General features: G+C 67.8%; 19 protein-coding genes. 7 read left to right on the top strand and 12 right to left on the bottom strand.

Features of this window, described 5'->3' with window-relative positions; translation table 11 throughout:
- The first annotated feature begins 124 nt into the window (after positions 1 to 124).
- Together ACFYMM_RS40895 and ACFYMM_RS40890 are read left to right on the top strand one after the other, a co-directional pair.
- Positions 125 to 7,261 carry a polymorphic toxin-type HINT domain-containing protein gene (locus tag ACFYMM_RS40895; protein ID WP_388397053.1) on the top strand — a complete coding sequence of 2,379 codons (7,137 nt, stop codon included), beginning with the start codon at positions 125 to 127 and terminating at the stop codon, positions 7,259 to 7,261.
- A 5-nt stretch (positions 7,262 to 7,266) separates the two neighbouring features.
- Positions 7,267 to 7,509 (top strand): hypothetical protein, encoded by a 243-nt coding sequence (locus ACFYMM_RS40890; RefSeq protein WP_388397051.1) that lies wholly within the window; start codon positions 7,267 to 7,269, stop codon positions 7,507 to 7,509.
- Between the two features lie 133 nt (positions 7,510 to 7,642).
- Here the strand turns inward: ACFYMM_RS40890 and ACFYMM_RS40885 are convergent, their stop codons facing one another.
- From ACFYMM_RS40885 to ACFYMM_RS40840, 10 genes are all read right to left on the bottom strand, one after another.
- A complete protein-coding gene (locus ACFYMM_RS40885) occupies positions 7,643 to 8,908 on the bottom strand; it encodes a tyrosine-type recombinase/integrase (RefSeq protein ID WP_388397049.1) in 1,266 nt (421 codons plus the stop codon).
- Positions 8,905 to 9,090, bottom strand: coding sequence for a helix-turn-helix domain-containing protein (locus ACFYMM_RS40880; RefSeq protein ID WP_388397047.1), 186 nt, complete (start codon positions 9,088 to 9,090; stop codon positions 8,905 to 8,907). The genes ACFYMM_RS40885 and ACFYMM_RS40880 overlap by 4 nt, the downstream gene beginning before the upstream one ends.
- The gene (locus ACFYMM_RS40875) at positions 9,083 to 10,369 is read right to left on the bottom strand and encodes a replication initiator (RefSeq protein ID WP_388397086.1); all 1,287 of its coding nucleotides are present in this window, start codon (positions 10,367 to 10,369) and stop codon (positions 9,083 to 9,085) included. The genes ACFYMM_RS40880 and ACFYMM_RS40875 overlap by 8 nt, the downstream gene beginning before the upstream one ends.
- A 159-nt stretch (positions 10,370 to 10,528) precedes the next feature.
- Positions 10,529 to 10,777 (bottom strand): SpdD protein, encoded by a 249-nt coding sequence (locus ACFYMM_RS40870; protein WP_388397046.1) that lies wholly within the window; start codon positions 10,775 to 10,777, stop codon positions 10,529 to 10,531.
- A 24-nt stretch (positions 10,778 to 10,801) separates the two neighbouring features.
- Positions 10,802 to 10,996: a hypothetical protein gene (locus ACFYMM_RS40865; protein ID WP_037684464.1), complete on the bottom strand. Its 195-nt coding sequence runs from the start codon at positions 10,994 to 10,996 to the stop codon at positions 10,802 to 10,804.
- A gap of 16 nt (positions 10,997 to 11,012) precedes the next feature.
- On the bottom strand, positions 11,013 to 11,204 hold the full coding sequence (locus ACFYMM_RS40860; RefSeq protein ID WP_037684465.1) for a mobile element transfer protein: 192 nt from the start codon (positions 11,202 to 11,204) through the stop codon (positions 11,013 to 11,015).
- 11 nt (positions 11,205 to 11,215) lie between these two features.
- Positions 11,216 to 11,836 (bottom strand): DUF2637 domain-containing protein, encoded by a 621-nt coding sequence (locus ACFYMM_RS40855; protein WP_388397042.1) that lies wholly within the window; start codon positions 11,834 to 11,836, stop codon positions 11,216 to 11,218.
- 85 nt (positions 11,837 to 11,921) lie between these two features.
- On the bottom strand, positions 11,922 to 13,298 hold the full coding sequence (locus ACFYMM_RS40850) for an FtsK/SpoIIIE domain-containing protein (protein ID WP_388397040.1): 1,377 nt from the start codon (positions 13,296 to 13,298) through the stop codon (positions 11,922 to 11,924).
- On the bottom strand, positions 13,298 to 13,654 hold the full coding sequence (locus ACFYMM_RS40845; RefSeq protein WP_055635081.1) for a hypothetical protein: 357 nt from the start codon (positions 13,652 to 13,654) through the stop codon (positions 13,298 to 13,300). Before ACFYMM_RS40845 ends, ACFYMM_RS40850 begins: the two co-directional genes overlap by 1 nt.
- Positions 13,655 to 13,823: 169 nt before the next feature.
- On the bottom strand, positions 13,824 to 14,615 hold the full coding sequence (locus ACFYMM_RS40840) for a GntR family transcriptional regulator (protein WP_352351598.1): 792 nt from the start codon (positions 14,613 to 14,615) through the stop codon (positions 13,824 to 13,826).
- Positions 14,616 to 14,724: 109 nt separating this feature from the next.
- Here ACFYMM_RS40840 and ACFYMM_RS40835 point away from each other — a divergent pair, with 109 nt between their 5' ends.
- The 4 genes from ACFYMM_RS40835 (at position 14,725) to ACFYMM_RS40820 (ending at position 17,606) form a co-directional block, all read left to right on the top strand.
- Entirely contained in the window at positions 14,725 to 15,132 is a 408-nt protein-coding gene (locus ACFYMM_RS40835) for an NUDIX hydrolase (protein ID WP_388397083.1), read from the top strand.
- 46 nt (positions 15,133 to 15,178) lie between these two features.
- Positions 15,179 to 15,607 carry an ATP-binding protein gene (locus ACFYMM_RS40830; RefSeq protein ID WP_388397037.1) on the top strand — a complete coding sequence of 143 codons (429 nt, stop codon included), beginning with the start codon at positions 15,179 to 15,181 and terminating at the stop codon, positions 15,605 to 15,607.
- Complete coding sequence (locus ACFYMM_RS40825; protein WP_388397034.1) at positions 15,601 to 15,981, top strand: hypothetical protein; 381 nt, start codon at positions 15,601 to 15,603, stop codon at positions 15,979 to 15,981. Before ACFYMM_RS40830 ends, ACFYMM_RS40825 begins: the two co-directional genes overlap by 7 nt.
- Positions 15,982 to 17,024: 1,043 nt before the next feature.
- Positions 17,025 to 17,606 (top strand): T6SS immunity protein Tdi1 domain-containing protein, encoded by a 582-nt coding sequence (locus tag ACFYMM_RS40820; RefSeq protein ID WP_388397032.1) that lies wholly within the window; start codon positions 17,025 to 17,027, stop codon positions 17,604 to 17,606.
- Positions 17,607 to 17,980: 374 nt separating this feature from the next.
- Here ACFYMM_RS40820 and ACFYMM_RS40815 read toward each other — a convergent pair whose 3' ends face one another.
- Both ACFYMM_RS40815 and ACFYMM_RS40810 read right to left on the bottom strand, forming a co-directional pair.
- Entirely contained in the window at positions 17,981 to 20,629 is a 2,649-nt protein-coding gene (locus ACFYMM_RS40815) for a Helicase associated domain protein (protein ID WP_388397029.1), read from the bottom strand.
- Positions 20,626 to 21,039 (bottom strand): hypothetical protein, encoded by a 414-nt coding sequence (locus ACFYMM_RS40810; RefSeq protein ID WP_388397026.1) that lies wholly within the window; start codon positions 21,037 to 21,039, stop codon positions 20,626 to 20,628. Before ACFYMM_RS40810 ends, ACFYMM_RS40815 begins: the two co-directional genes overlap by 4 nt.
- A 733-nt stretch (positions 21,040 to 21,772) precedes the next feature.
- Here ACFYMM_RS40810 and ACFYMM_RS40805 point away from each other — a divergent pair.
- Positions 21,773 to 21,940 (top strand): hypothetical protein, encoded by a 168-nt coding sequence (locus tag ACFYMM_RS40805; protein ID WP_388397023.1) that lies wholly within the window; start codon positions 21,773 to 21,775, stop codon positions 21,938 to 21,940.
- Positions 21,941 to 22,180 lie beyond the last annotated feature (240 nt).

The following is a 22,180-nucleotide window of genomic DNA, read 5'->3' as shown; positions in this document are numbered from 1 at the left end:
TGCCGACCCTTTCTTCGTTTACATGGTCATGGCATGGAAATGTCTGGCCCTACGTGTGCAGACAGCGCTCAACTCTGCACTTCTGTGTGCGTCTTGTGGCGCTGTTCTGATGAGGGGTCAATCGATGTCCGTGTGGGGTGGGAAGCGGCGCACCAGCCGCCTGGCCAGATCCGGTTGGGTTGTCTTCCTCGCCGTAGGATCCCTCTTCGCCTCCGCGGGCACAGCCGGTGCGGACGCGGTGCAGCGCACCGCCCATCACCACGCCTCCGCGCCCGACGTGCACGCCGCGCCCTCGGTGAAGGGCGTCAAGCCCGTGGCAACGCACTTCACCAAGCCGCACAACCAGGCGACCCGCCAGTACCGTCCCACCGCGACGACCCTGCCGAAGCCGCAGACCGCGACCCTCCCCGTCGTCGCGCCGCACACGTCCCCTGCGTCCGGGCACGGTCCGTCCGGCCTGCCGCTGTCGGTGCAACAGGTCGCACCCAAGCACGGCTCCTTCTCCGGGCCCGCCGCCGTCAACGTGACGGTCAAGCCCCAGGCACAGGCGGCAAAGGCCGGGGTGAACGGTGTCCTGTTCACCCTCGCACCCTCCGGCAAGGGCAGGGGCAGGGGCAGCGGCACGGCACGGCTCAGCCTGGACTACTCCGGTTTCGCACAGGCCTACGGCGGCAGCTTCGGCTCCCGGCTGCACCTCGTACGACTGCCCGCCTGCGCCCTGACCACCCCCCAGCGCGCGGCCTGCCGCACCCAGACACCCCTGCGGTCCAAGAACGACGCGCGGAGCAAGTCCGTATCCACCTCGCTGCCCCTGAGCGGCACGTCCAGCGGCACGCCTACCGGCCCATCGATGATGGTGATGGCCGCCGTGTCCGGATCGGGTGGCGGGGACGGGGGAGGCCCCTCGGGTTCCTACGCCGCGACCACGCTGAAGCCCTCGGGATCGTGGTCGGCGGGCGGCTCGTCCGGCTCGTTCACCTACTCCTACCCGATGACCGTACCGTCGTCGGCGTCCGCGCTCACTCCCAAGCCCTCCCTCGACTACGACTCGGGATCGGTGGACGGGCAGACCTCGGCCACGCAGGCCCAGTCCTCCTGGGTGGGCGACGGCTGGAGCACCCCGCAGTCGTTCATCGAGCAGTCGTTCGTCTCCTGCAGCGACAGCCCCGAAGGGACCGCGTCGCCGGTCTCGACCTCGGACGAGTGCTACGACGGCCCGATCCTCACGCTCTCCCTCAACGGGTCGACGGCCTCCCTGGTGTGGGACTCCTCGAAGAGCGTGTGGAAGCCGCAGAACGACAACGGCGCGGTCGTCAAGCACGTCACCAACTCGAACAACGGCACCGGCACGTACAACACCGACTACTGGACGGTGACGGAACGCGACGGCAAGGTCTACTCCTTCGGCCGCAACGAACTGCCCGGCTGGGCCTCGGGGAAGGCGACAACGAACTCGGTCGACACGGAGCCGGTCTACTCGGCACACTCCGGTGACCCCTGCTACAGCTCATCCGGGTTCACCTCCTCGGTCTGCACCATGGCCTACCGCTGGAACCTGGACTACGTCACCGACGTCCTAGGCGACGCGATGTCCTACTACTACAAGCAGGACACGAACTACTACGGCGAGGACAACGGCGCCCACAACGTCTCCTACGTCCGTGACTCGCACCTGGACCACATCGACTACGGTTTCACCGGCGGCAACGCGTACGCCACCGTCCCGGACAAGGTGCTGTTCACCACGGGCGACCGGTGCGTCTCCGGCACCTGCGACCCGCTGAACTCCACGACCAAGGCGAACTGGCCGGACGTCCCCTACGACCTGGTCTGCGCCTCGGGAACGACCTGTACCGCGCACAGCCCGTCGTTCTTCTCCACCGTGCGGCTCACGTCCGTCACGACCGAGCAGTACGCGACCGCCTCCTCGGCATACGCGAAGGTGGACTCCTGGGCGCTGACCCAGACCATGCCGACCTCCGGTGACGGCAACGCCACCCTCTGGCTGTCCGGGATCGCCCACACCGGCCAGGACACCGCCGGCGGTGGCAGCACCTCGCCCATCACGCTGCCCAGCGTGTCGTTCACCGCGGTCGACCTGCAAAACCGGGTGGACACCGTCACCGACGGCCTGCCCCCGCTGGACCGCTTCCGCATCTCCGCGGTCACCACCGAGGCCGGCTCGGTGACCGGGGTGCAGTACGCCAAGACCGCAGCCTGCTCCGCACCGGTGACCATCAGCCCTGCGTCGAACACATCATCCTGCTACCCGGTGTACTGGACCCCGCAGGGCTACAGCGCGCCGATCCTGGACTGGTTCAACAAGTACGCTGCGAACAAGGTCACCCAGACCGACCCCACCGGCGGTGCGCCCACGATGGCCACCTCCTACCAGTACGCCAAGCCCGCCTGGCACTTCGACGACAACGAGGTCGTCAAGAAGAAGTACCGCACCTACGGTCAGTGGCGCGGCTATGAGGACGTCAAGACCCTCACCGGTGACGGCGTCAACGACAAGCAGACCCTGGCGGAGACGACGTACTACCAGGGCATGTCGGACGACAACAACACGACCTCGGTGTCGCTGACCGACTCCCAGGGCGGCAGCCACGCAGACTCGAACCAACTGGCCGGGCAGACGCTGGAGTCCACCTCCTACCTCGGCAACGGCGGCCCGGTCGACCACTCCGCCATCACCTCCTACTGGGTCTCTCCAGCCACCGCCACCCGCACCCGCACGGGCCTGCCCGACCTGACCGCCAACGCCGTGGAGCCGGTGGAGACCTGGACCCGGCAGGCGGTGACCGACGGCGGCACCACCACCTGGCGCATCAACGAGACCGACACCGCTTACGACGCCACCACCACGGACGCCGACTTCGGCCTGCAGACCACGCAGTACAAACACACGGTTCCGGACAACGCGGCGTACGAGCGGTGCACCACCACCACATACGCGGCCCCCAACTCCGGTGAAAACCTGGTGGGCTTGGTCGCGAGTTCGGAGACCGACTCCGTCGCCTGCGGCGGCTTCACCGAAGGAAGCACCAGCAGCGTCCCCGGCTCGGTCAACACCCTGACCGCCCCGCTGAGCGTCAACCGCCCGGACCAGGTCGTCTCCGCCACCCGCACCTTCTACGACGACCAGACCCTGGCCACCACCTGGCCGCAGCCAGCGTCCCCGACGTTCCCGCAGACCAGCGCACCTACCAAGGGCGAGGCATCGGTCACGCAGCAGGCGTCCGACTACAGCGGCGGCGCCTTCACCTGGCAGACCACCAAATCACAGGTCTTCGACTCCCGCGGCCGGGTCACCGCCGCGTACGACGCCAACGGCAAGAAGACCGCCACCACCTTCACCGACGACGCCTACGGCTCGGTGACCGGCACGACCACGACCAACCCCCTGAACCAGAGCACCACCACCACGCTGGACCCGGCCCGCGGCCTGCCGCTGACCACCACCGACCCCAACGGCGTGGTCAGCACCGTACAGTTCGACACCCTGGGCCGCACGACCAGCGCCTGGCTGGACTCTCGCGCCACCACCAGCCCGGCGAACTACACGTACACCTACACGATCTCCAACAGCGGCATCACCGCCGTGACGACGAACAAGCTGAACGACTCGTCCGGCTACCAGACGTCCACGACGCTCTATGACGCGCTGCTGCGGGTGAGGCAGGCCCAGACCGGCACTCCGCAAGGCGGCCGTCTGGTCACCGACACCTTCTACGACACCCGTGGCTGGAAGTCGGCCACCTACAACGGCTGGTGGGACTCGGCCACCACGCCCAACACCACTCTCGTCTCCGCGGCCAACCTCAAGGACGAAGTCCCGAACCAGGACTACTTCACGTACGACGGCCTGGGCCGGACGCTCATCGACCTGTCGGAGAAGGACAACGTCGAGGTCTCCCGGACCACCACCGTCTACAACGGCGACCGCACCACCGTCGTCCCGCCGTCCGGCGGCGTAACCAAGGCGACCGTCACTGACCCCCTGGGCAGGACCTCGGAACTTGACGAGTACACCAGTGCACCCACGCTGAACACTCCGTTGAATACCTTCACCGGCACCTGGTCCGTCACCGGCGGCAGCAGCCAGGCCACCACCTACGGTTTCGACGACCACGGCAACCAGAACAGCGTCTCCGCCGCCGGCAGCACCTGGACCAGCACCCACGACCTCCTGGGCCGCACCACGGCCAAGCACGACCCCGACGCCGGCGACAGCACCCTGACGTACGACAACGCCGGCAACGTGCTGCAGAGCACCGACTCCCGCCACAAGACGATCAGCTTCACCTACGACGCCCTGGGCCGTAAGACCGGCGAGTACGACGCCCCCACCACCGGCCAGTCGGCGTCGAACGAGCTCACCTCCTGGGTCTACGACAACTCCGACAACGCCGTCACGGGCATGAAGTACGCCATCGGCCACGTGACCACCGAGACCGCCTACTCGGGCGGTGCCGCGTACGTCACCCAGTCCAAGGGCTTCAACGTCTTCGGTGAATCGCTCGGCGAGACCGTCACCATCCCCTCAACTACCGAGGGCAGCACACTCGGCACCAGCTACACCTTCCAGCACAGCTACACCACCACCACCGGCCTGCCGTTCCGCGACATCTACCCCGCGGCCGGAGGCCTGCCCGCCGAGACCGTCAGCCACACCTACTCCGGCTTCCTGGACCTTCCCACCGGCTTGGGCGGCACCCTCTCCGGCTACGCCCAGACCACGGCCTACGACGCCTTCGGCCGGGTCCAGCAGGAGACCATCGGGATGGGCACCAACGAGGCCTATCTCACCAACACGTACGACCCGCACACCAGCAAGCTGAGCGACCAGCTGGTGACCCGCTCCACGGCTATGCCCACGAACGTCGACGAGCAGGCGTACACGTACGACCCGGCCGGCAACATCACCAAGCAGACCGCCACCCGGCTCGGCTCCACCACGTCCACCGAAACCCAGTGCTACCAGTACGACAAACTGGACCGCCTGACCCAGGCCTGGACCGCCACCGATTCCTGCGCCGCCACCCCCTCCAGCACGGACTCCTCCACGGTCGGCGACGCCCTGGACACCAAGGCTGCCTATTGGACCACCTGGAGCCTGGACGCACTCGGTAACCGCAAGAGCGAGGTCCAGCACTCCACCACAGGCGGCACTGACACCACCACGAGCTACGCCTACGACGGCAACAGCGCGAACCAGCCCCACACTCTGACCTCGACGGACACCACCGGCGCAGCCACCGCCTCCACCAGCGCCACCTACGACAGCGCCGGCAACACACAGACCCGCACCACCGCAGCCAACGGCACCCAGACCTTCGCCTGGGACGACACCGGCCGCCTCACCGGCATCACCGGCGGCGCCAAGGGCGACAGCCACTACCTCTACGACGCCGACGGCAACCTCCTGCTCCAGAAGGGCCCGTCCAGCACCACCCTCTACCTGCCGGGCGAGCAGCTCACCCTCGACACGACCAGCGGCACCGTCAACGGTGTCCGCTACTACACCCTCCCCGGCGGAGGCCGCGCCGTCCGCACGGGATCCACAGCAAGCGGCAGCACCAGCACCTACACCTTCCAGATCCCCGACCAGCACGGCACGGCGGGCCTGTCCCTGGACTCCACCGCCCAGACCCCGACCTGGCGCGAGTTCACCCCGTACGGCGCTCCACGCGGCACCACCGTCACCTGGAGCGACAACCGCGGCTTCCTCAACGCCCCCACGGACACCAACACCGCCCTGACCATCATCGGCGCACGCCAGTACGACCCCACCACCGGCCGCTTCATCAGCCTCGACCCCCTCTTCGAGGCCACCGACCCCCAGCAGATGGCCGGTTACGGCTACGCGGGTGACAACCCGGTCACGAACTCGGACCCGACCGGAACGATCCTGCGCAACCCGGACGGTTCGGAGTGCAAGGGCGGCTGGCAGGAGTGCGGACCGGGCAACCTCGACACGGGCGGGGGCGGCGACACGAGCGGGGACAACGGGTGCTCCGGCGAAGGCGACAGCCTGCCCTGGAATTGCTACGGCTTCAGTCCCACCGACTACGGCAGCGCCGAAACCGACACCTGGCACGGCACGCCTCCCCCCATCTACGAGAACGACCACCTCTCCGACCCCGTCTTTGTCCCCGCAGCCCCGCACGACAAGGGCACGGCGTGGTGGAAGAGCGGCCTGGACCTCCTCGGTGACGCCGGCAAGTTCATCTACCACGCATCCGGAGCCGCCGACGTCGTCGGCTGTCTGAAGGACCCCAGCTGGGGAGGCTGCACCAAAGCCGCGTTCATGGTGGTCCTCACCGTCGGTACGGGCGGCGAGGACGAGGTTGTCATGCTCGGCGCCGACGCCCTCGAAGGCGGCGCCGCCGACCTGGCCACCTCAGGCGACGAGCTCATGAGCGTCGGCTGCAAGCTCAGCTTCAGCCCGTCGACCCGGGTGCTGATGGCCCACGGCAAGACCCAGGCCATCGCCAAGATCAAACCAGGCGACAAGGTGGAAGCCGGCAATCCCCGCACCGGCAAACACCAAGGCCCGCGCACTGTCCAGCACGTCTGGATCAACCACGACCACGACCTGCTCGACGTCACCATCCGCACCGAGAACGGCCACACCGCCACCGTCCACACCACAGCCAAGCACCCCTTCTGGGACGACACCACCCACCAGTGGGTCGTTGCCGGAAAGCTCCACCGCGGCGACGCCCTCAACACCACCAACAACGGCCACGTTCACGTCATATCTGTCCGAACCACCCCAGGCGCGGCAAATCGATGGAACCTGACCGTCCAGCAGCTCCACACGTACTATGTGCTGGCGGGGGCTACGCCGGTCCTTGTCCATAACTGTGGTGAGGCCTCTGATGACTTGCTCGACTTCGCAGACGAGGCGCTGAGTATGAGCCCGGAATCGCGTCCCAACGTTGCGACGAAGATTACTTCTGCGGATGGAGAACATGTCCGTTTCTCCTACGCAACGGATACGCGCAGTGGTGCAATGCCTCCGCAGACAGCGAGGGCGGTAGCCAACTCCGGACACCATGGCGGATGTGGGGAAGTTGGGTGTGCCATCCAGTTTGAGAATTCTGGCATTCCACTGGAAGGATCGACATTCCAGTCCGTCATGATTGGTGGTGGCGGAAGAGGAAATTCTTTCCCAATTGAGAATCATGGCGAGCTGATCGCACCATGCCCTGCCTGTCAGCGGTTCTTGCCTCTCATCGGTGGACGTGGGTGAGTCTCATGACCGTCTCTCCAGAGTTGCGCGCCGCACTTCAAAGATTGAGAGAAGTGCGATCCGAAAGGCCTCCGGGTGAGCGTGAAACTGAATCTTTTGCCGCGTGGCGGGAAAGGATTGCAGACGCTTTGGATTCACTGGCTGGCGTTCTCATCTATCAGGAAGATCGCCAGAGAGCTGCCACCGAAGCGGCCGCTGCTCGCGCCGAAGCAGAAAGAATCCGTTCTGAACTGAATCAACTGGGCTGATGGATAGACCTCTGCTCTGATCCGTCTGTTTCTGCAACTGTAAGGCGGAATGTCCTTGGATATATCAGAAGCCCCACCGAGAGAAATTCCGGTGGGGCTTCTGTGTCGTTTGACGGCAACGCTGACGGCAACGTCAGGGGACGACGGCTGCGGCCGGTGGGTCGTCGGGGTCGTCGTCCTGGCCGCCGAGAGCGTGGCCCAGGGCGTCGATGGCGTCCCGCTGGAGTCGGAGTCGGACGTGGGCGTAGACGCCGGCGGTGACGCCGATGTGGGCGTGGCCCAGAAGTTCCTTGATCACGACGAGGTCGACGCCCTGCTCCAGTAGCAGTGTGGCGGTGGAGTGTCGGAGATCGTGGAATCGGATGCGCCGGAGTCCGGCCCGGTTGAGGAAGCTGCGGAAACGGCGGGTGAGGTTGGCCGGGTCGAGAGGCCGTCCAGCCGGCGTGGTGAAGACGAGGCCGCTGTCCTGCCAGGCTGACCCCGCGGTCTTGCGCTCCTTGTCCTGCTGCTCCTTGTGCTCCTTGAGAGAGGGGATGCACTCGGTCGGGAGCGCGATACGGCGCTCGGACGCCAGCGTCTTGGTGGGCAGATGAGTGAGGCCGCCGGTTCGGGTGCGCTGGAGCGAACGGCGGATGCTGGCCGTTCCGTTGGTGAGGTCGAGGTCTGCCCAGCGGAGGCCGAGGAGTTCGCCTTTGCGGAGTCCGGTGCGCAGGGCGAGTGCGTACAGCGCGTGCAGTCGGTCGGCGCGGGCTGCGTCGAGGAACTGGCGGGCTTCGGCTGCGGTGAACGGTCGGAATCGCCGAGGCCGAGCTGCGGTGGCCTTGACGTTCCGGGCGACGTTGCGGGGCAGCTCGTCTTCCCTGACGGCGTGCTCCAGCGCCGACTTGAGCACCGAGTGCACGTACGTCACGGTCAAGGGGGACAGCCGCTTCTGGCAGCACTCGCCGACCGCGCAGCAGGCCTTCCGTTCGGCGTCCAGCCCTTGGGTGCAGCACTGGCACGTGGCGCGCAGGCGGTCGAGGAAGGTACGTACGTCTTTGGCGGTCAGCCGTGCGACCTTCTTGGTACCGAGGTCGGGCATGAGGTGGAGACGGACGCAGGCGGCGTATCGGACGTGGGTGTTCTCCCGAAGACGGTGGATAGCAACGCCATTCAGCCAGTAGGTCAGGTAGTCGCCGACGGTGCTGTCGGCGGTGGCGACGGGGAGGCCGCGGTTGCTGTCGGCGATCTTTTCGGTGAGCTTGTCGGCCGCTTTTCTGCGGGTGGTGCCGTAGACGCGGACGCGTTTGCGAGTGCCGTCGGCGGTGAGGACGTAGCCGGCGGCTTCCCAGCGGCCGTCCTTGCGCTGGTAGATGGTTCCTTCGCCGTTGGCGCGGCTCTTGCGCTTGGGTGCGGTCATCGGGCGGCCTCTTCCAGGTGACGCTGTATGTAGTCGTCGAGTGCGATGGAGGGGATACGGCGAGTGCGGCCGATGGTGATTGAAGGGAGCCGACGGGAGCGGATCAGGTCGTAGACCGTGGAGCGGCCGAGCTTGAGCCGGGCCATGACGTCCGGGACGGTCAGCAGCTCTTCGTCACGCATAGGTGGGTTTTCCTTCCGTTCCGGGGGCGGGTTCGATGGATGCGGCGAGCCAGGTTTCGGCGTCGGAGAGGCCGGTGCCGGCGAAGACCCAGTGCGCGAGGACGTACGTCGTCTCGGGCCCGTTGTCGGGTGTGGTGGCTGTGGCTTGTGCTCGGCGCCATTCGGCGCGGGCGTCGCGGAGGGCGCCGAGGGTGGTGGAGTAGCGGCGGGACTTGGTGGAGAAGTGGCCGCGGAAGCCGAGCATGTGGGCCCAAGCGCGCAGGCGGAGGTGTTCGAGGTCCTTGCGTGCGCCGAGGGTCCACGCGGTTCGGATGAGGCGGCGGGCGTGGTCGCTGATGTCGAGCGGGGCGAGTTCCGCGGCGAACTTCAGCGGGCGGTCGAGAGCCCCCGTGGCGGTCTCGGCGCCCTTGGTGGCGTACTTGGCGATGTACGCCGCTACGGCTCGCTCGGTCAGCTCCTGGCCGTCGTTGAAGTCGGCGGAGCGGATGGTGCGGACGTCGAGCTGTCGCCCGAAGGCGAAGGTGTGGGCGCGGTCGTCGAGGGTTGGGCCGTCGACCCGGACCTTGGCTGCGGCGGCGCTGATGGCGTCGGTGAGCAGCTCGGCGGTGGCCCAGGCCGGGGGCGGGGTGTCTCCGCCGCCGGGGCCGTCGAGGCGGATCACGGCGTGGAAGTGGACGGCTCCACGCTTCTGGTACTCGGCGACCTTGGCGAAGGAGACGCGGGCGTGGTCGCGGAGACGGCGTTGTGAGAGGCCCGCGCGCTTGGCGACCTCCCGGCGTAGGTAGATCGAGAAGCGCCGCCACAGGGGCCCGGCGTGCGCGTTCCACAGCACGGCCGCCTCATAGTCGTAGGTGTCCGGGTCGAGTGGAGTCCCGAGCGTCTCGTCCTCCTGGTCGTGGTGCATGCCGCAGCGGCAGGGGCGCCCATCAGTGCGGCGGTTGTGAACCGGGCCGAAGCCGGGCGCGGTGAAGGTGGCGAAGACGCGCGGGTGGACGGCGACTTGTTCCGGAGTGCCCTTGCCGCCCCGCAGCCCGGCGGTGATGAGTTGGAAGGTGTCGCGGCGGTAGACCTCGGCGCAGGCCGGGCAGCGGGTGGTGCGGCGGTTGTTGCAGCGGACGAGGAGTTGGCCGGCCGGGAGGCTGGTCGAGTCGAGGTGCTGGAGGATGCGGCCGATCTCGCCGGTGGCGGTGTCGACGTCGTACTCGGTGCGGTGGCCGTCGAGGCGGATCGGGTGGGTGCAGCCGCCGAGGCCGGAGAGCTGGCGGAGGATACCGGGCAGCGAGCCGTCTGAGGCGAGCTTGCTGAGTTCGGGGAGTGGGGGCGTGGTGGGGCGGGCGAAGATGGCGATCTCCTTCTGACGGGCACTGGTCGGGAGGGGTGGCCACCGGGGCGGTGGATGCTTGGGCGTGTCATGCCGCCCCGGAGGCCGGACCGCTGGTCAGCGGCGGTGGTGTTCGCGGAGCAGGGAGCGCAGGACCACGGCGGCGACGGCGACCGAGATGGCCGTGACGGCGACGGCGGCCAGGAGCGCGGTCAGGACGACTCCGCCGACGAGGACGGCCGCGACGGTCTTCTGATCGAGGGAGACCGAGGGGAGCACGGGGCGCCGGACGGGGGCCGGGTCGGTCGGGGCGTGGGTGTGGGTGGGCTGCGGGGTGGGGTTGTCCGGGTACTTGGGCAGGAACACGGCTGCGATCTCCTGTCTACTCGTCTAGATGTGTTGGCCGTTTATGACGGTCACGCCGGAGCGCGTGCCGGACTCGATGGCGGGGGCGAGGAAGGTGTGCGAGAGCCAGAAGCCGAAGAGGGCGATGAGAACGACGATCCAGGTACGGACGCCGAGGTACTTGACCGCCGCCCAGGCGAAGAAGCCGAGGACGACGACGAGGGGGAGGTTGAGCGTCACGGGGTGCGGGGTCCTTTCAGCGGACGGGGCAGCGGTGGGTGCGGGCAGCCAGCTCGGCGGCGGCACGGCTGTCGTAGTCGGCGGAGAAGTTGCAGCGTGGGGCGGTGCAGGCGGCCGTGTGCTTCTCGCGGCCACGGTGGTCGTAGGCGGTGCCGACCTGGACGGGGCCGATGCGGGTGACGTTGCGGAAGCGGCGGTTGGCGGGCATCGGGCTTCCTTTCAGAGGTGGGCGGCGATGGCTTCGGCCATGGGTGCGGGGACGCCGAGGCGGGCCCGGAGGGTCGGGGTGTCGATCGGGGTGCCGGTGCGGGTGTGGTGCTCGGCGGCGACCTTGCGGGCGTGGTTGATGAGGGCGGCCGGGACCGGGACGGGCGGGGGTTCTGGCGGTGCCTCGATGGCGGGCGGGGTGGCTGTCTCGGGGGTGGGTTCGGGGTCGTCCTCCTGGTCCTCGATGACCTCGGCGGCCGGGGCTGTCTGGGGTGTCGAGTGGGCGAGGAGCGTGCCGCCGAGGAAAGCGACGGCGGGCCAGCCCGCGACGAGGATGCGCAGCCAGGCCGGTACGTCGGCGAGGTCGAGCAGGCCGGCGGTGGCGACGTTCGCCCCGAGGGAGGCGGTGATGGCGATGACGAACCAGCACCAGGCCGCCGTCTTCCCTGTGCCGGAGCGCAGTCGACGCCAGGCGGCGACGAGCAGCAGGTCTACGGACACGGGGTAGGCCCAGGCTTTCCAGCCGTCCTGTCCGGCGGCCATGGCGATGTCGTGGATGTGGGCGAAGGACAGCGCGGCGGCGATGAGCGCCTGTACGAGCACCGCGTCAACGCGAGCCAGTTGGGCGCGCATGAGGGCGACTCCTTCCGGGTTCAGGCATGGGAGGGGTAGGGACGTGGCGCGAGGCGGTCACGCCGACCAAGGAGGGAAGGGTGCGTCAGTCGCTGACGGGGTGCGGCTGGACGGCCGGAACCGAGGTCTCAACGGTCCGTACGGGCACGGCGGGCCGGAAGGGCTTCAGCGCGGGCAGGTCGGGCACCAGGTGGGCCGTTTCCTGGCAGATGTCGGCGGCGTCGCCGAGGGAGAGGTAGGGGGTGCGGATGCGGGACCAGCCGCCGGAGGTGTCCCCCGCGACGGCGAGGCCGGGCAGCTCAGGGGCGATGGCGCAGGCAGCCCCGACCGCTTCCGCGGCGATGTCGCCGAGCGCCATCTTGGCGGAGGCTTCATCATTGACCCGGTGGCAGACGCGGCCGGTGAGCTGGGCCCGGAGCATGGTGGCGCCCTTGCCGAGTTCGGCGCCGAAGCGCTGCCCGCACACTTCCAGGTAGATGCCGGCCGCGCGGCCGAGCTGGCCGAGGCGGATGAGCTGAGTGACCATCTCATCGCGCCGTTCCTCGTCCTTCTTCGTGGCGACGAGGAAGAGTTCCGCCACCTCGTCCACGAACAGCACGACGGGCACGGGCCGTTCGCTCTCGGGCAGACCCCAGATGTCCGAGGTGATCTCCTCGTCCGGGGTGCCGGGGGCGATGCCCTGCCGGGCCCTGATCAGGTCGTATCGGTCCTCCATCTCTTTGACCAGGACAGGCAGCAGCTCAGCGACTTCATCCGGCTCGGTGGCGAGGGCGGACAGCCGCGGGGCGAACGGGGCCAGCTCGACACCGCGCTTGCAGTCGAAGCCGACCAGGGCGACGTTCTGCCGGGCGAGCCCGGAGACGAGATGGCGCAAGTACATGGACTTGCCCGACAGCGTGGCACCCAGCGTGAGTTGATGAGGCACGGCCCGGTAGTCGCGTACGAAGGGCATGGCGTCCTCCCGCAGCGCGACCGGCACCTTGAGGAACCCGCCGCCCAGCTTGCGCGGCATCCGCACCTTGCGCAGGACATCGAAGCCGACGAGCCGCAGTTCGACGACACCGGGCTTGACGGTGGTGACGTAGACGGCATGGACGCCCCAGGCGTGCCGCAGCCGTTCGGCCGAGGCGGCGACGTCCGCAGGTTCCTGCCCCGGAGCGAGCCGGAGCCGCAGCCGCAGCCCGGTCGACGTCGGCCGGATGATGCCCCGCCGGGGCGGCACGGGCCGTACCTCCCGCCGGGTGGTGGCCTTGACGGCGAGGACCCGCAGCCGGGAGGGGGCCACGGTCAGGCCACACGCCTCCATGACCGAGGCGTACGAGCTGAGCAGCCGGACGGTGGATATCGGACCGCCGACCGCCGACCAGTACAGGGCCGGGTGGGTGGCCCGGGTGTAGACGGCCCCGCCACCGAGCGCGGCGAGGGGACCACCCACCTCCAGAAGCGTCGTCAGGTCGGTCATCAGGCCGTGGCCCCCATGGCGGCCGGGAAGGCGGCCGGGGTGACGGCGGCGGCCCGGTAGGCGATGCCGTGACGCTGCTGCCCGTTGAACACCGACTCCCACGGCCGGGCGATCAGCCCCGGCAGCGAGACGGGCGAGCCGAGGATCAGGCCCTCGGTGACCCCGCCCTCCGGGACGGTGACCTTGATGAGCGAGGACTCCCCGTCCTCGATGTACACGACGCCGATCGTCATCAGCGCCTCACCGCTCACAGCGTCCTTGGCGATCTCGCCCGTCTGCCGGTCACGGACCTTCGGTTCCGGGGCCTCCGTCAGAAGGATCGTCGCGGCCGAGGTCTCAACACGGATGGTGCGCAAGGCACTCCCCTATCTACTCGTCTATACATGTAGCGATCTGTGAACCCGATCTCCCGGGCTCACGGGGATCGCCCTGCCACACAACTTGCCCACTCGTCTATACGAGTAAGCGTGTTGGGGTGTACGAGTTCGGAGAAGCGTCCCCCGCGCACCACCACCAATCACCCGCTCACGTGGCCGGGAGCTGGTACGACAGCACGTAAGCGTCCGCCGCCATGACCGTGTCGCAGACCTCCACGGGCCGACCCTCGGTGTCGAAGGCGGTCCGGATCAAGTGGATGACGGGCACGCCGGCCGCCAGGTGGAGCGTCTTGACCTCGGCGGGCGAGGGCATCCGGGCGCGGATCTCCTCCTCGAAGTGGTCAAGGCGGTGACCCAGCTCCTCGAGGCGGGCGTAGATGCCGCCGGGACCGGGGTTGGGTTCGGCGATCTGCGTTCCGCGCGCGATGTCGAGGGGCAGGTAGGAGGTCGCGAACTCGACCGGACGGCCGTCGAGGAGGTACCGCCGCCGCCGGGCAAGCACCCGCCGCACAGAGCCCAGCCGGGCGGAGACGTCCTGACTGGCCTTCTCTTCCTTCACCTCAAGACTGTCGACCTGGGGGTGACTGCCGGCCGCATCCGCCTCCACGATGAACGCGGACTTCCCCTGCTCACGATGGCGCCGGGCGAACCGGTCCGAGGCGAGACGCCGCACCGGCGGACGCGGCCGGACGAACACGCCCTTGCCGTGCTCGGCGTGCACCAGGCCCTCACCCTGGAGGACGGAGAAGGAGTTGCGGACGGTCATCCGGGACACCCCGTAGTGGTCCACCAGCTCAGCCTCCGAAGGCAGCTTCTCGCCCTCCCGGAACCGCCCCCGGTCGATGGCTTCGCGCAGCTGATCGGCGATCTGCCGGAAGACCGCACGATCGCTCGTGGGGTCGAGATCACCGAGCAGGCCCGAAGGAAGTGAAGGGCTCACGTGTGTACTCCTTTAGGTATCTAGACGAGCTGGCGAGTGTTGTTGCTACGGTGGAGAGCCTAGCCATCCGAGAGGGCCGAGGAACGTGAGCACAGAACGCCCGCACTCCGTGAGCGTGGCCGGGGTCGTCGTCGACGCCCAGGGCCGGGCCCTCCTGATCCAGCGCCGGGACAACGGCAAGTGGGAGCCCCCGGGCGGTGTCCTCGAACGCGAGGAGACCATCCCCGAAGCCCTTCAGCGCGAAGTCCTCGAAGAGACCGGCATCAAGATCGCGCTTCCCGCGACCCTCACCGGCGTCTACAAGAACATGACCGGCCTGATCGTCTCGCTGGTCTTCCGGTGCGAGGCCGCCGACGGCGTGCCCACCACCGGCGACGAGACCCGCGCACTGCGCTGGGCCACCCGCGAAGAGGTCTCCGAACTCGCCGACGAGGCGTACGCGATCCGCGTCACCGACGCATTGGACGCGGCGACTTCGCCGGCCATCCGCGCCCACGACGGCGTGAAACTCGTCTAGCCCGAACCCGCTGCACATGGCGGCCTACCAGCACGAAGGAGCTTGTATGCACGAGTATACGAGTATGACGCGAGTCTGGGGACTGTCTTGCCCAGGTTTCCCGGAAGAGGTCAGCCGGGCCCGCCGCTGGACCCGCGACATCCTGCGCGGCTCCCCTTTTGCCGAGGACGCCGCACTGATCGTGAGCGAGCTGAGCGCCAACGCGATCCTCCACACCGCCAGCGGCCGGGACCAGGGCAGCTTTCACCTGGCCGTCGCGGTGTCCGCCCAGGTGGTAGCCGTCTCGGTGACGGACGACGGAGGCACGGGCACGGCCCCGAAGATCGAGCACCAGGACCAGGACGCCGAAGGCGGCCGCGGACTCGGCATGGTCAGCACGATCGCCCACCGGGTCGTCGTACACGACAGCGAGGCCGGCCACACGGTCACCGCGGAGCTCTTCACAGACGTACGACGAGGAGGGCACCTGTGCTGAGGACGACGACCGGGCCCGGCTTCTGGTGCGAGTGCTGGACACACAACCTGGACGCGCGACAGCCCCCGGCCCTCTTCGGTTCCTACGACGCGTACGACGTGGTGGAGGCGAACAACTGGGTAGCCACGATCCTCCGCACCATCTCACCGGCACTCGACACAGCAGCCAGCGCGGAGGCGTGGGAACGGCTCTACGACCACCGCATCGACACCCGACGAGCACTCCTACGACGTGAGCCCTGGGCTGTGGCCATCACCCACGCCAGCACGCGCATCACATGGACAGTCCGACCAGTGCTCTTCCTGCCCCTCGCACACCGCCAGGGCATCGAACTCCCCACGTGCGCGTACGACTTCAAATCCCTCACATCCTGAGCGGCCGTCAAGCATCAACTGGGACCGGACAAGCCCCAGACGCCCGATTGCGTTACAACTTTCTCTACGGGTTCAAGGCGCCGCGCATGCGCGGCGCGGCGCCCGCCCGGTCCGCGCGCCGCCGCTCCTGCCTTCGTCCCGCTCCGGCGCCCGGCCCGAACGGGCGCCGGAGCGCAGCAAGTTGCGTCAAACCGAAAAGACTCATGGGGCTCCGCCCCACACCCCGGCCCTCTCTCGGAGGGGGCCGGGGCTTGTGTTTGTCTGCAGGTTCGTCGTAGTGCGGGAAGGTGGGTCGCGGGGTGGGTCCCTCCTCGGCCGGCCACCGGAGGCGTACCAGGAACCTCCAGGGGCCGCCAAGGCCAAGCGCAAGCGTCACGACGTGAGCCTTGGCGGCCCCTGGAGAACCCTGGTACGGCGAAGCTGCCCGACCGAGGAGGGACCCACCCCGCTCTGGCTGGACCCGTGCGGAGGTTCGGTCTCAACTACTCCGCAGAGCCCGAGCCGTTGACGGCAACGCTGACGGCAACCGGGGCGGACATCAGCGCACACCAGCAGACGGCGACGGACTGACAACTCACGGCCGACCTGCGAAAACCCAGCTCGGAAGAGCACGTCCTCCACACGTACTATGTGGAGGCCGGAAACACGCCGGTTCTGGTTCACAATTGCGGCGAGGAAGACGCCGTCCACCTCGACCTCAACTACAAGGATGGTTGGGATGCGGACCAGAAGGCTGCAGCCGATGGAAAGGTGGAATACCTCGACGGACTCGCCAAGAATGGGGACCTGGTCAAAACTGACGCGGTGCGGGTGGAGAAGGGCTCTGCGGCAGGCCGTCTCCGTAAGGCTGGGCAGGACGTTCCGAGCGGCTCTGACGGGGACCACATGCGGGATCTCCAGCTCGGTGGAACTGACACTCTTGATAACCTATCGCCTCTGGACGCAAGCGTGAACAGGAGTCTGGGTCCACAGATCGCAGGACGGCTGAGAGGCCTGCCGAACGGGACGCGCATCTGTGGTGTTTCTATCTGCTAGGAGTCGCAATGTACGAAAATTTCTTGGCTTTGTATCCAGAAGATGCTGGGGATGAGACACGTCACGCAACTGGATATCTCCCCATGGAAATGATGGGAGGCCAAGAATTGGTGGCGCTCGGCGCTGGGAAATCCTTTGGTGGTGGAATCATGCGGATCCATGATATCGACCAATCTCGCCGTGCCGCGATCCTCATTGGGGAAGCCTTTCCCGAGTACCGGGATCGTATCGTCCCCTTCGCTAAGGACTGGCTGGGCCGACAGTTTGCAATTCCCACTCGAAAGCGAACGCCAATTGCAGGTCAGGTTCTTCTCATTGAACCTGGATCTGGAGATGCTTTCGTCGTCGACGCCACTCTGGTTGACCTTTTCGATCGGGAGATGGTGGAGGATCCAGATACATTTCTTGCAGCTGATCTATTCTCTGAGTGGCGCCTTGAGAATTCTGAAAGAATCCCAGCTGGGAAGTGTGTCGGTTTCAAGGTCCCCATCTTTCTTGGAGGGCGGGGAGCCGTTGATAATCTTGAGGTAAGCGACGAAGAGGTTTACTGGAGCCTGTGCGGTCAGTTGAGGTCGCAAGTCAAGGGCTGATAAGTCTGCTACGTGAAGATGATCTGCATGCTGTTCGGGCTGAGCATGTGGTCCGCCTCCCGCTACACCGCTGTCCGGGCCTTGAGGCAAGGTTGGTGACACGGAACCAGGTCCTGCATGTTACGCCCCGCCGCCCAGGCGCCGTCGTCACCCGCGACGCCGGTCGCGGCCCGGAACGGGTTCGAGCTCACCGACGTGGAGCTGCCTGACGGCATGTACGTCGCGGAGCCCCTGGGCCGCTACACGGAGCGGCCCTCGCTGGGACCGCTCCACGTAGCCGTCCCTGCTGCTCCTCAGATACGGAGAGGGCGTTCGCCATATGACGGCCGGCCTCTCCTCCCGCCCGGTCCGCAGCCCGACGGACGCCGACACCGCTACGCCCACTCCACGCCCAGCTCCCGCAGTGCTGCCCGCTGGTCGTAGGTGAGCTTGTCGCGCCTCGCGCGGGTGTTCGAGATCCACACACCCAGCCTTACGGTTACCGGTTCGGTCTCGTCGTCGAGGGTGATCTCCACGGCCGCGCCGCGTGGGACAGGCCGATGGCCTTCCCGTTCGATCCATTGCATGAGGGCCGCGAGGCCGCGCTGGAATGCCTGCTGTGCCTTGATGGTGCCCTTCGTCGGCCCGGCTGCCGGGGCGGGAGTCGAGGCTTCGGAGGGTTTGATGCCGAGCCGGGTCAGCCGTGCCTGTTGTTCGGTGGATAGCAGTTTCCAGGTGGCTGGCTGCGTCTGCCGCTGTAGCCACCGCCCGAGATCGTCACCGTCGAACAGCACGCCGGGTGCGATGTGGGGGAGGTGGCCGTGGGGTTCGTCGGTGGCGAGGTCGCGGAGTACGGCGTAGTGGCGTTGCCAGTTGAGTGGCCAGGGGCAGTTCCAGTCGGGGTCGATGGCCGCCAGTTGTTCCGCGCGTGCGGCAGCCCGCTTCGAGTCCTTGCCGAGTCCGCCCTTCCGGCGCAGGTTGGCCATGTGCTGGCCGACCTGCATCATCGCGTCGCCTTCGCCCCAGACGGCGTCCTGGCGGGGTGCGAGGTGTCCGGTGGCCCGTCGGTAGGAGCGCAGTGCGGCCAGTTTGGCCTCCCAGGCCTCCTCACCGGGCTCCCACACCATGCCGGCCTCCGGGGCGTCCAGGAGCTCCTTGCGGTGGCGGTCGAGCTCTTCCGCGCGCAGTGCCTTACGTTGCTGGTGCACCCACCGGCCCAGGGGGAAGCTTTGGGTGACGCCGGCCTGGACCTCTACGTCGTAGGGCACGGCGTGTAGGCCGGTGATCTCGTTCTCCTTCCGCCAGCGGAGGAGCGCCTGGTAGCCCTGCAGCCAGACCAGGGATTCCGGCCGGTAGACGCGGGTGCGCAGGAAAGCGGCGATGGTCGCGGCGTCGCGTGGTGTGGAGAAGTGGAGCAGCGCTGACTCCGCCGCGCCCTCGGTCTCGTCCTGGTCACCCTCGTCTTCGGCCGTGGTGCCGATGATCCGCCCGTCCTCGTCCCGTTTCACGTGTACGCGTCGTTGCCCGCTGGTGAGGGCGCGGTTGGCGAGTTGGTCGGTGAGGCGTTCGGAGTGTGAGCGCAGGCCTTGGAGGACGGCTACGAGGGGGCGGTATGAGGTGCTGGCGACCATGTCGGTGGGGTCTTTGCCGGGCTCGAGGAACACGGGCACGATGATCCTGGCTACCTTTGTGGATCCGTCCTTGTTGAGCCGCAGGGCCCGGCCGATGTTCTGGACGATTTCGACCTGGGAGCCGCGGGTGTCGGCGAAGCAGACGGCTTCAACACCCCGCTCTCCGGTGATGTCGACGCCTTCCCCAAGGACGCGGCAGCTGGCGAGGAAGGTGCGGTGCACCCGGCGGCCGGCCGCGTCGATGCCGCCCGCGAACCGCCGAAGGATCTCGCGTCGTTCGGTGACGAGGTGGTGGCCGCACAGCCAGGCTGACCAGAGGCGGTCTGGGGGTACGTGGCGGCCAGCTTCCAGTTCGTAGAACTTCGCGTCGATGGAGGACTTCGGGAGCCGGTCTGCGGCCGCCAGGTCGTCGTCGGTGGCGTCGCCTGTGTACAGCTCGGCTGCCGTCTGGGGCAGCTTCTCCGCGAACGCCGCCGCTTCCTCCACCTTCTGGTGGAAGGTCATGACGGTCTTGAGGTTCCACTTCGCCGCGTGTTCCAGGAGTGCGGTCTGCAAGAGTGCCAGGCGCCGGCCCCGCTGCGCCTCCTCCGACTCTCCGATGACGGGGGAGGGGTCGTGGATCTCCAGGACGTCGATCTCGAAGCCGGCGAGGATTCCGCGCTCGATTGCCTCGCTCAGCCCGAGTTCGGCGAGCCAGGGCCCGTAGGTGGCGGAGTCCTGGCCCATCGACGCGATCTCCAGCTCGTGGCCTTCCGCGCCTCTCTGTGGGCGGGGCGACGCGAGGATGCGTGGGGTTGCGGTGAGGTAGAGCCGGTAGTCGGCGGGGATCCGCTGGTTGTCGTGGATGGCCGCCCATGGCCTGCCGAGATCACCGGCGGTTCCGTGGGCTTCGTCCACGATGGCGAGGTCGAAGCCTGCCATCTGCTGGCCGTAGAGGCGCTCTCCGCCCGCCAGGGCGGCCTCCAGCGGCCCGCGGACTTTCTGCTGGCTCTCGGGTGCGTCGATGTCCTCGCGGTCCACGAGTGAGGCGTAGGTGGCGAACACGACGACCGGCCCGGATCCGGCCCACAGCGCCAGCTGGATCGCGTTGGTGGTGGTACGCACGCCCAGCTCGTTCAGTACCGGGTCGTTCTCCAGCGAGCACACCGCCACCATCGGCGCCCGGTGGCCCACCAGGCGCCACGCCTGGGCGGTCTGCACGAGGAGGTCCAGGGTCGGCACGGTGACAAGGATCCGGCCGCCGGGGAAGCACTCCAGCGCGCACGCGGCAGCGGTGATCGTCTTGCCCGACCCGGTCGCGGACACGATCGTGCCCCTCGCGCCCTGCGGGGGCACAGAGGATCTTGCAGGAAATCCCACCCATTTCCGGAACCGGGATTTCTGTTCCACCTGGTGTTCTCGGAGCTGGATCAAAAAAATTCTCCCGGTTCGGGAAGCATTTGCGTGACGGAAGCAATCCGGTATCCGCCACGCGGGTAGAGACCGCCGTCTCTGCCGTGTACGGCCCAGGCCCGCTCGGCCGCTGCGTCGGCTGACGGGGCCATCAGGTGGACGACGGGAGCGGGCGTGTCCGGGCTGGAGCAGCCGGCAGTAGGCCGGGCATCGATCCGGTAGACGCGGTACCGGCAGATTTCCGGACCCCTGACACCGGACCGCTCGGCCTCGGCCACGTCCCTCATCAGCCGTTGCAGACGCTGCTCTTCATACCGGACACCGCGCGCGTCACGCGAGGGCATGTACGCGGCCATCCGCTCTTTCTCTATGAGCCGGGCGATCCGTTCCCACTGAAGACGTCGCAGTTCCGCGATGAACAGTTCACTCAAGCGATGCGGTTCCGCCGGGAGCATCCGTGCACGCCCGGCGCGCTCCTGAGCCGAGCGTACCTGCGCGGATACCTGGCGGCCATCGAGTCCAGTTGCTTTCGAGACCACACCAAGTCTGGCAAGTTCATGCGGAAGGTACTCGTAAATCAACCCACACACCGCCTCCCGCCGGGCGCCCCCGAATTACTCCAATGTTACATGCTGCATCACACCGAGAGGCAGCATGGCAGACTCTCGAGAAGAACTCTCTCGCACGATGCCTTCCGTCCTGGTGGCCATGGCGTATCGGGGTACACGGCCCTGCATGGCACCGAAGACCGAACGCATCAGGTTCCTGCGAGCCGAACGGCAGCTGCACCGTGTCCGCTCCTTCTACGCTTCGGGCGTCCTCCTGTGGGCGGTGTCCGCCGCCTGGAGCGGCTGGCAGGCTCCGGGAAGTCGGCAGATGTGGACGTGCGTCCTGCTTCTCGCGGTCTTCACCGGCCTCCTCGTCACCGCCGGCCTGTCCCTGCGGCGCCTTGAAGCCCCCGAGGCAGGCCGGCCCGCGCATCACGCTGCATCCCATAAGACGGCAAGTCCCCGGTCACGGCCCGCGCCTGGACGTCCATCAGCCGCCTTGTAAGCCCGGGCTGGCCCGTGCCGGCAGGCCCAACGGCTTGGAGGTGCCGTTTGCAGGTCTGCTGGGATGGTGGCCGGGCATACGGGCTTCACCCCCTGTGAGAGGAGTCCTTTCATGCTTGGCATAGTCGCGGCGGTGCTGTTCTTTGTGGCGTTTCTGATCAACGCGGCGGATCTCAGCACCAACCATGCGTTCACTTCGACGAACGTGATGCTGCTGGGATTGACCGCTCTGGCCCTGCACGTGGCCGGAATCGGTACCGGCTGGGCCCGCAGACGCTGACCCGGGTGGTGTGGGCTGGTTGACGAGCCGTCACCAGCCCGCACTGTCTCTCGTAGCTAGCCTGGCCCGCGACAGCGGGCCGTCAGGCGGGGGAGCGCAGCGGACCCGCCGGTCAGGCTGAAGCGAAGCGGAAGCCGGACCGGGACCGGCGGGACAAAGTCCCACCGGTCCGGGAGCGCAGCGTACGGACCATCAACCGGGCTGCGCAGCAGCCCGGTTGAGCGGGCGGCGAAGCCGCCC

Source organism: Streptomyces sp. NPDC006739 (assembly GCF_042869815.1).
GTDB lineage: Bacteria > Actinomycetota > Actinomycetes > Streptomycetales > Streptomycetaceae > Streptomyces.
This window is presented reverse-complemented; position numbering and strand designations above follow the sequence as displayed.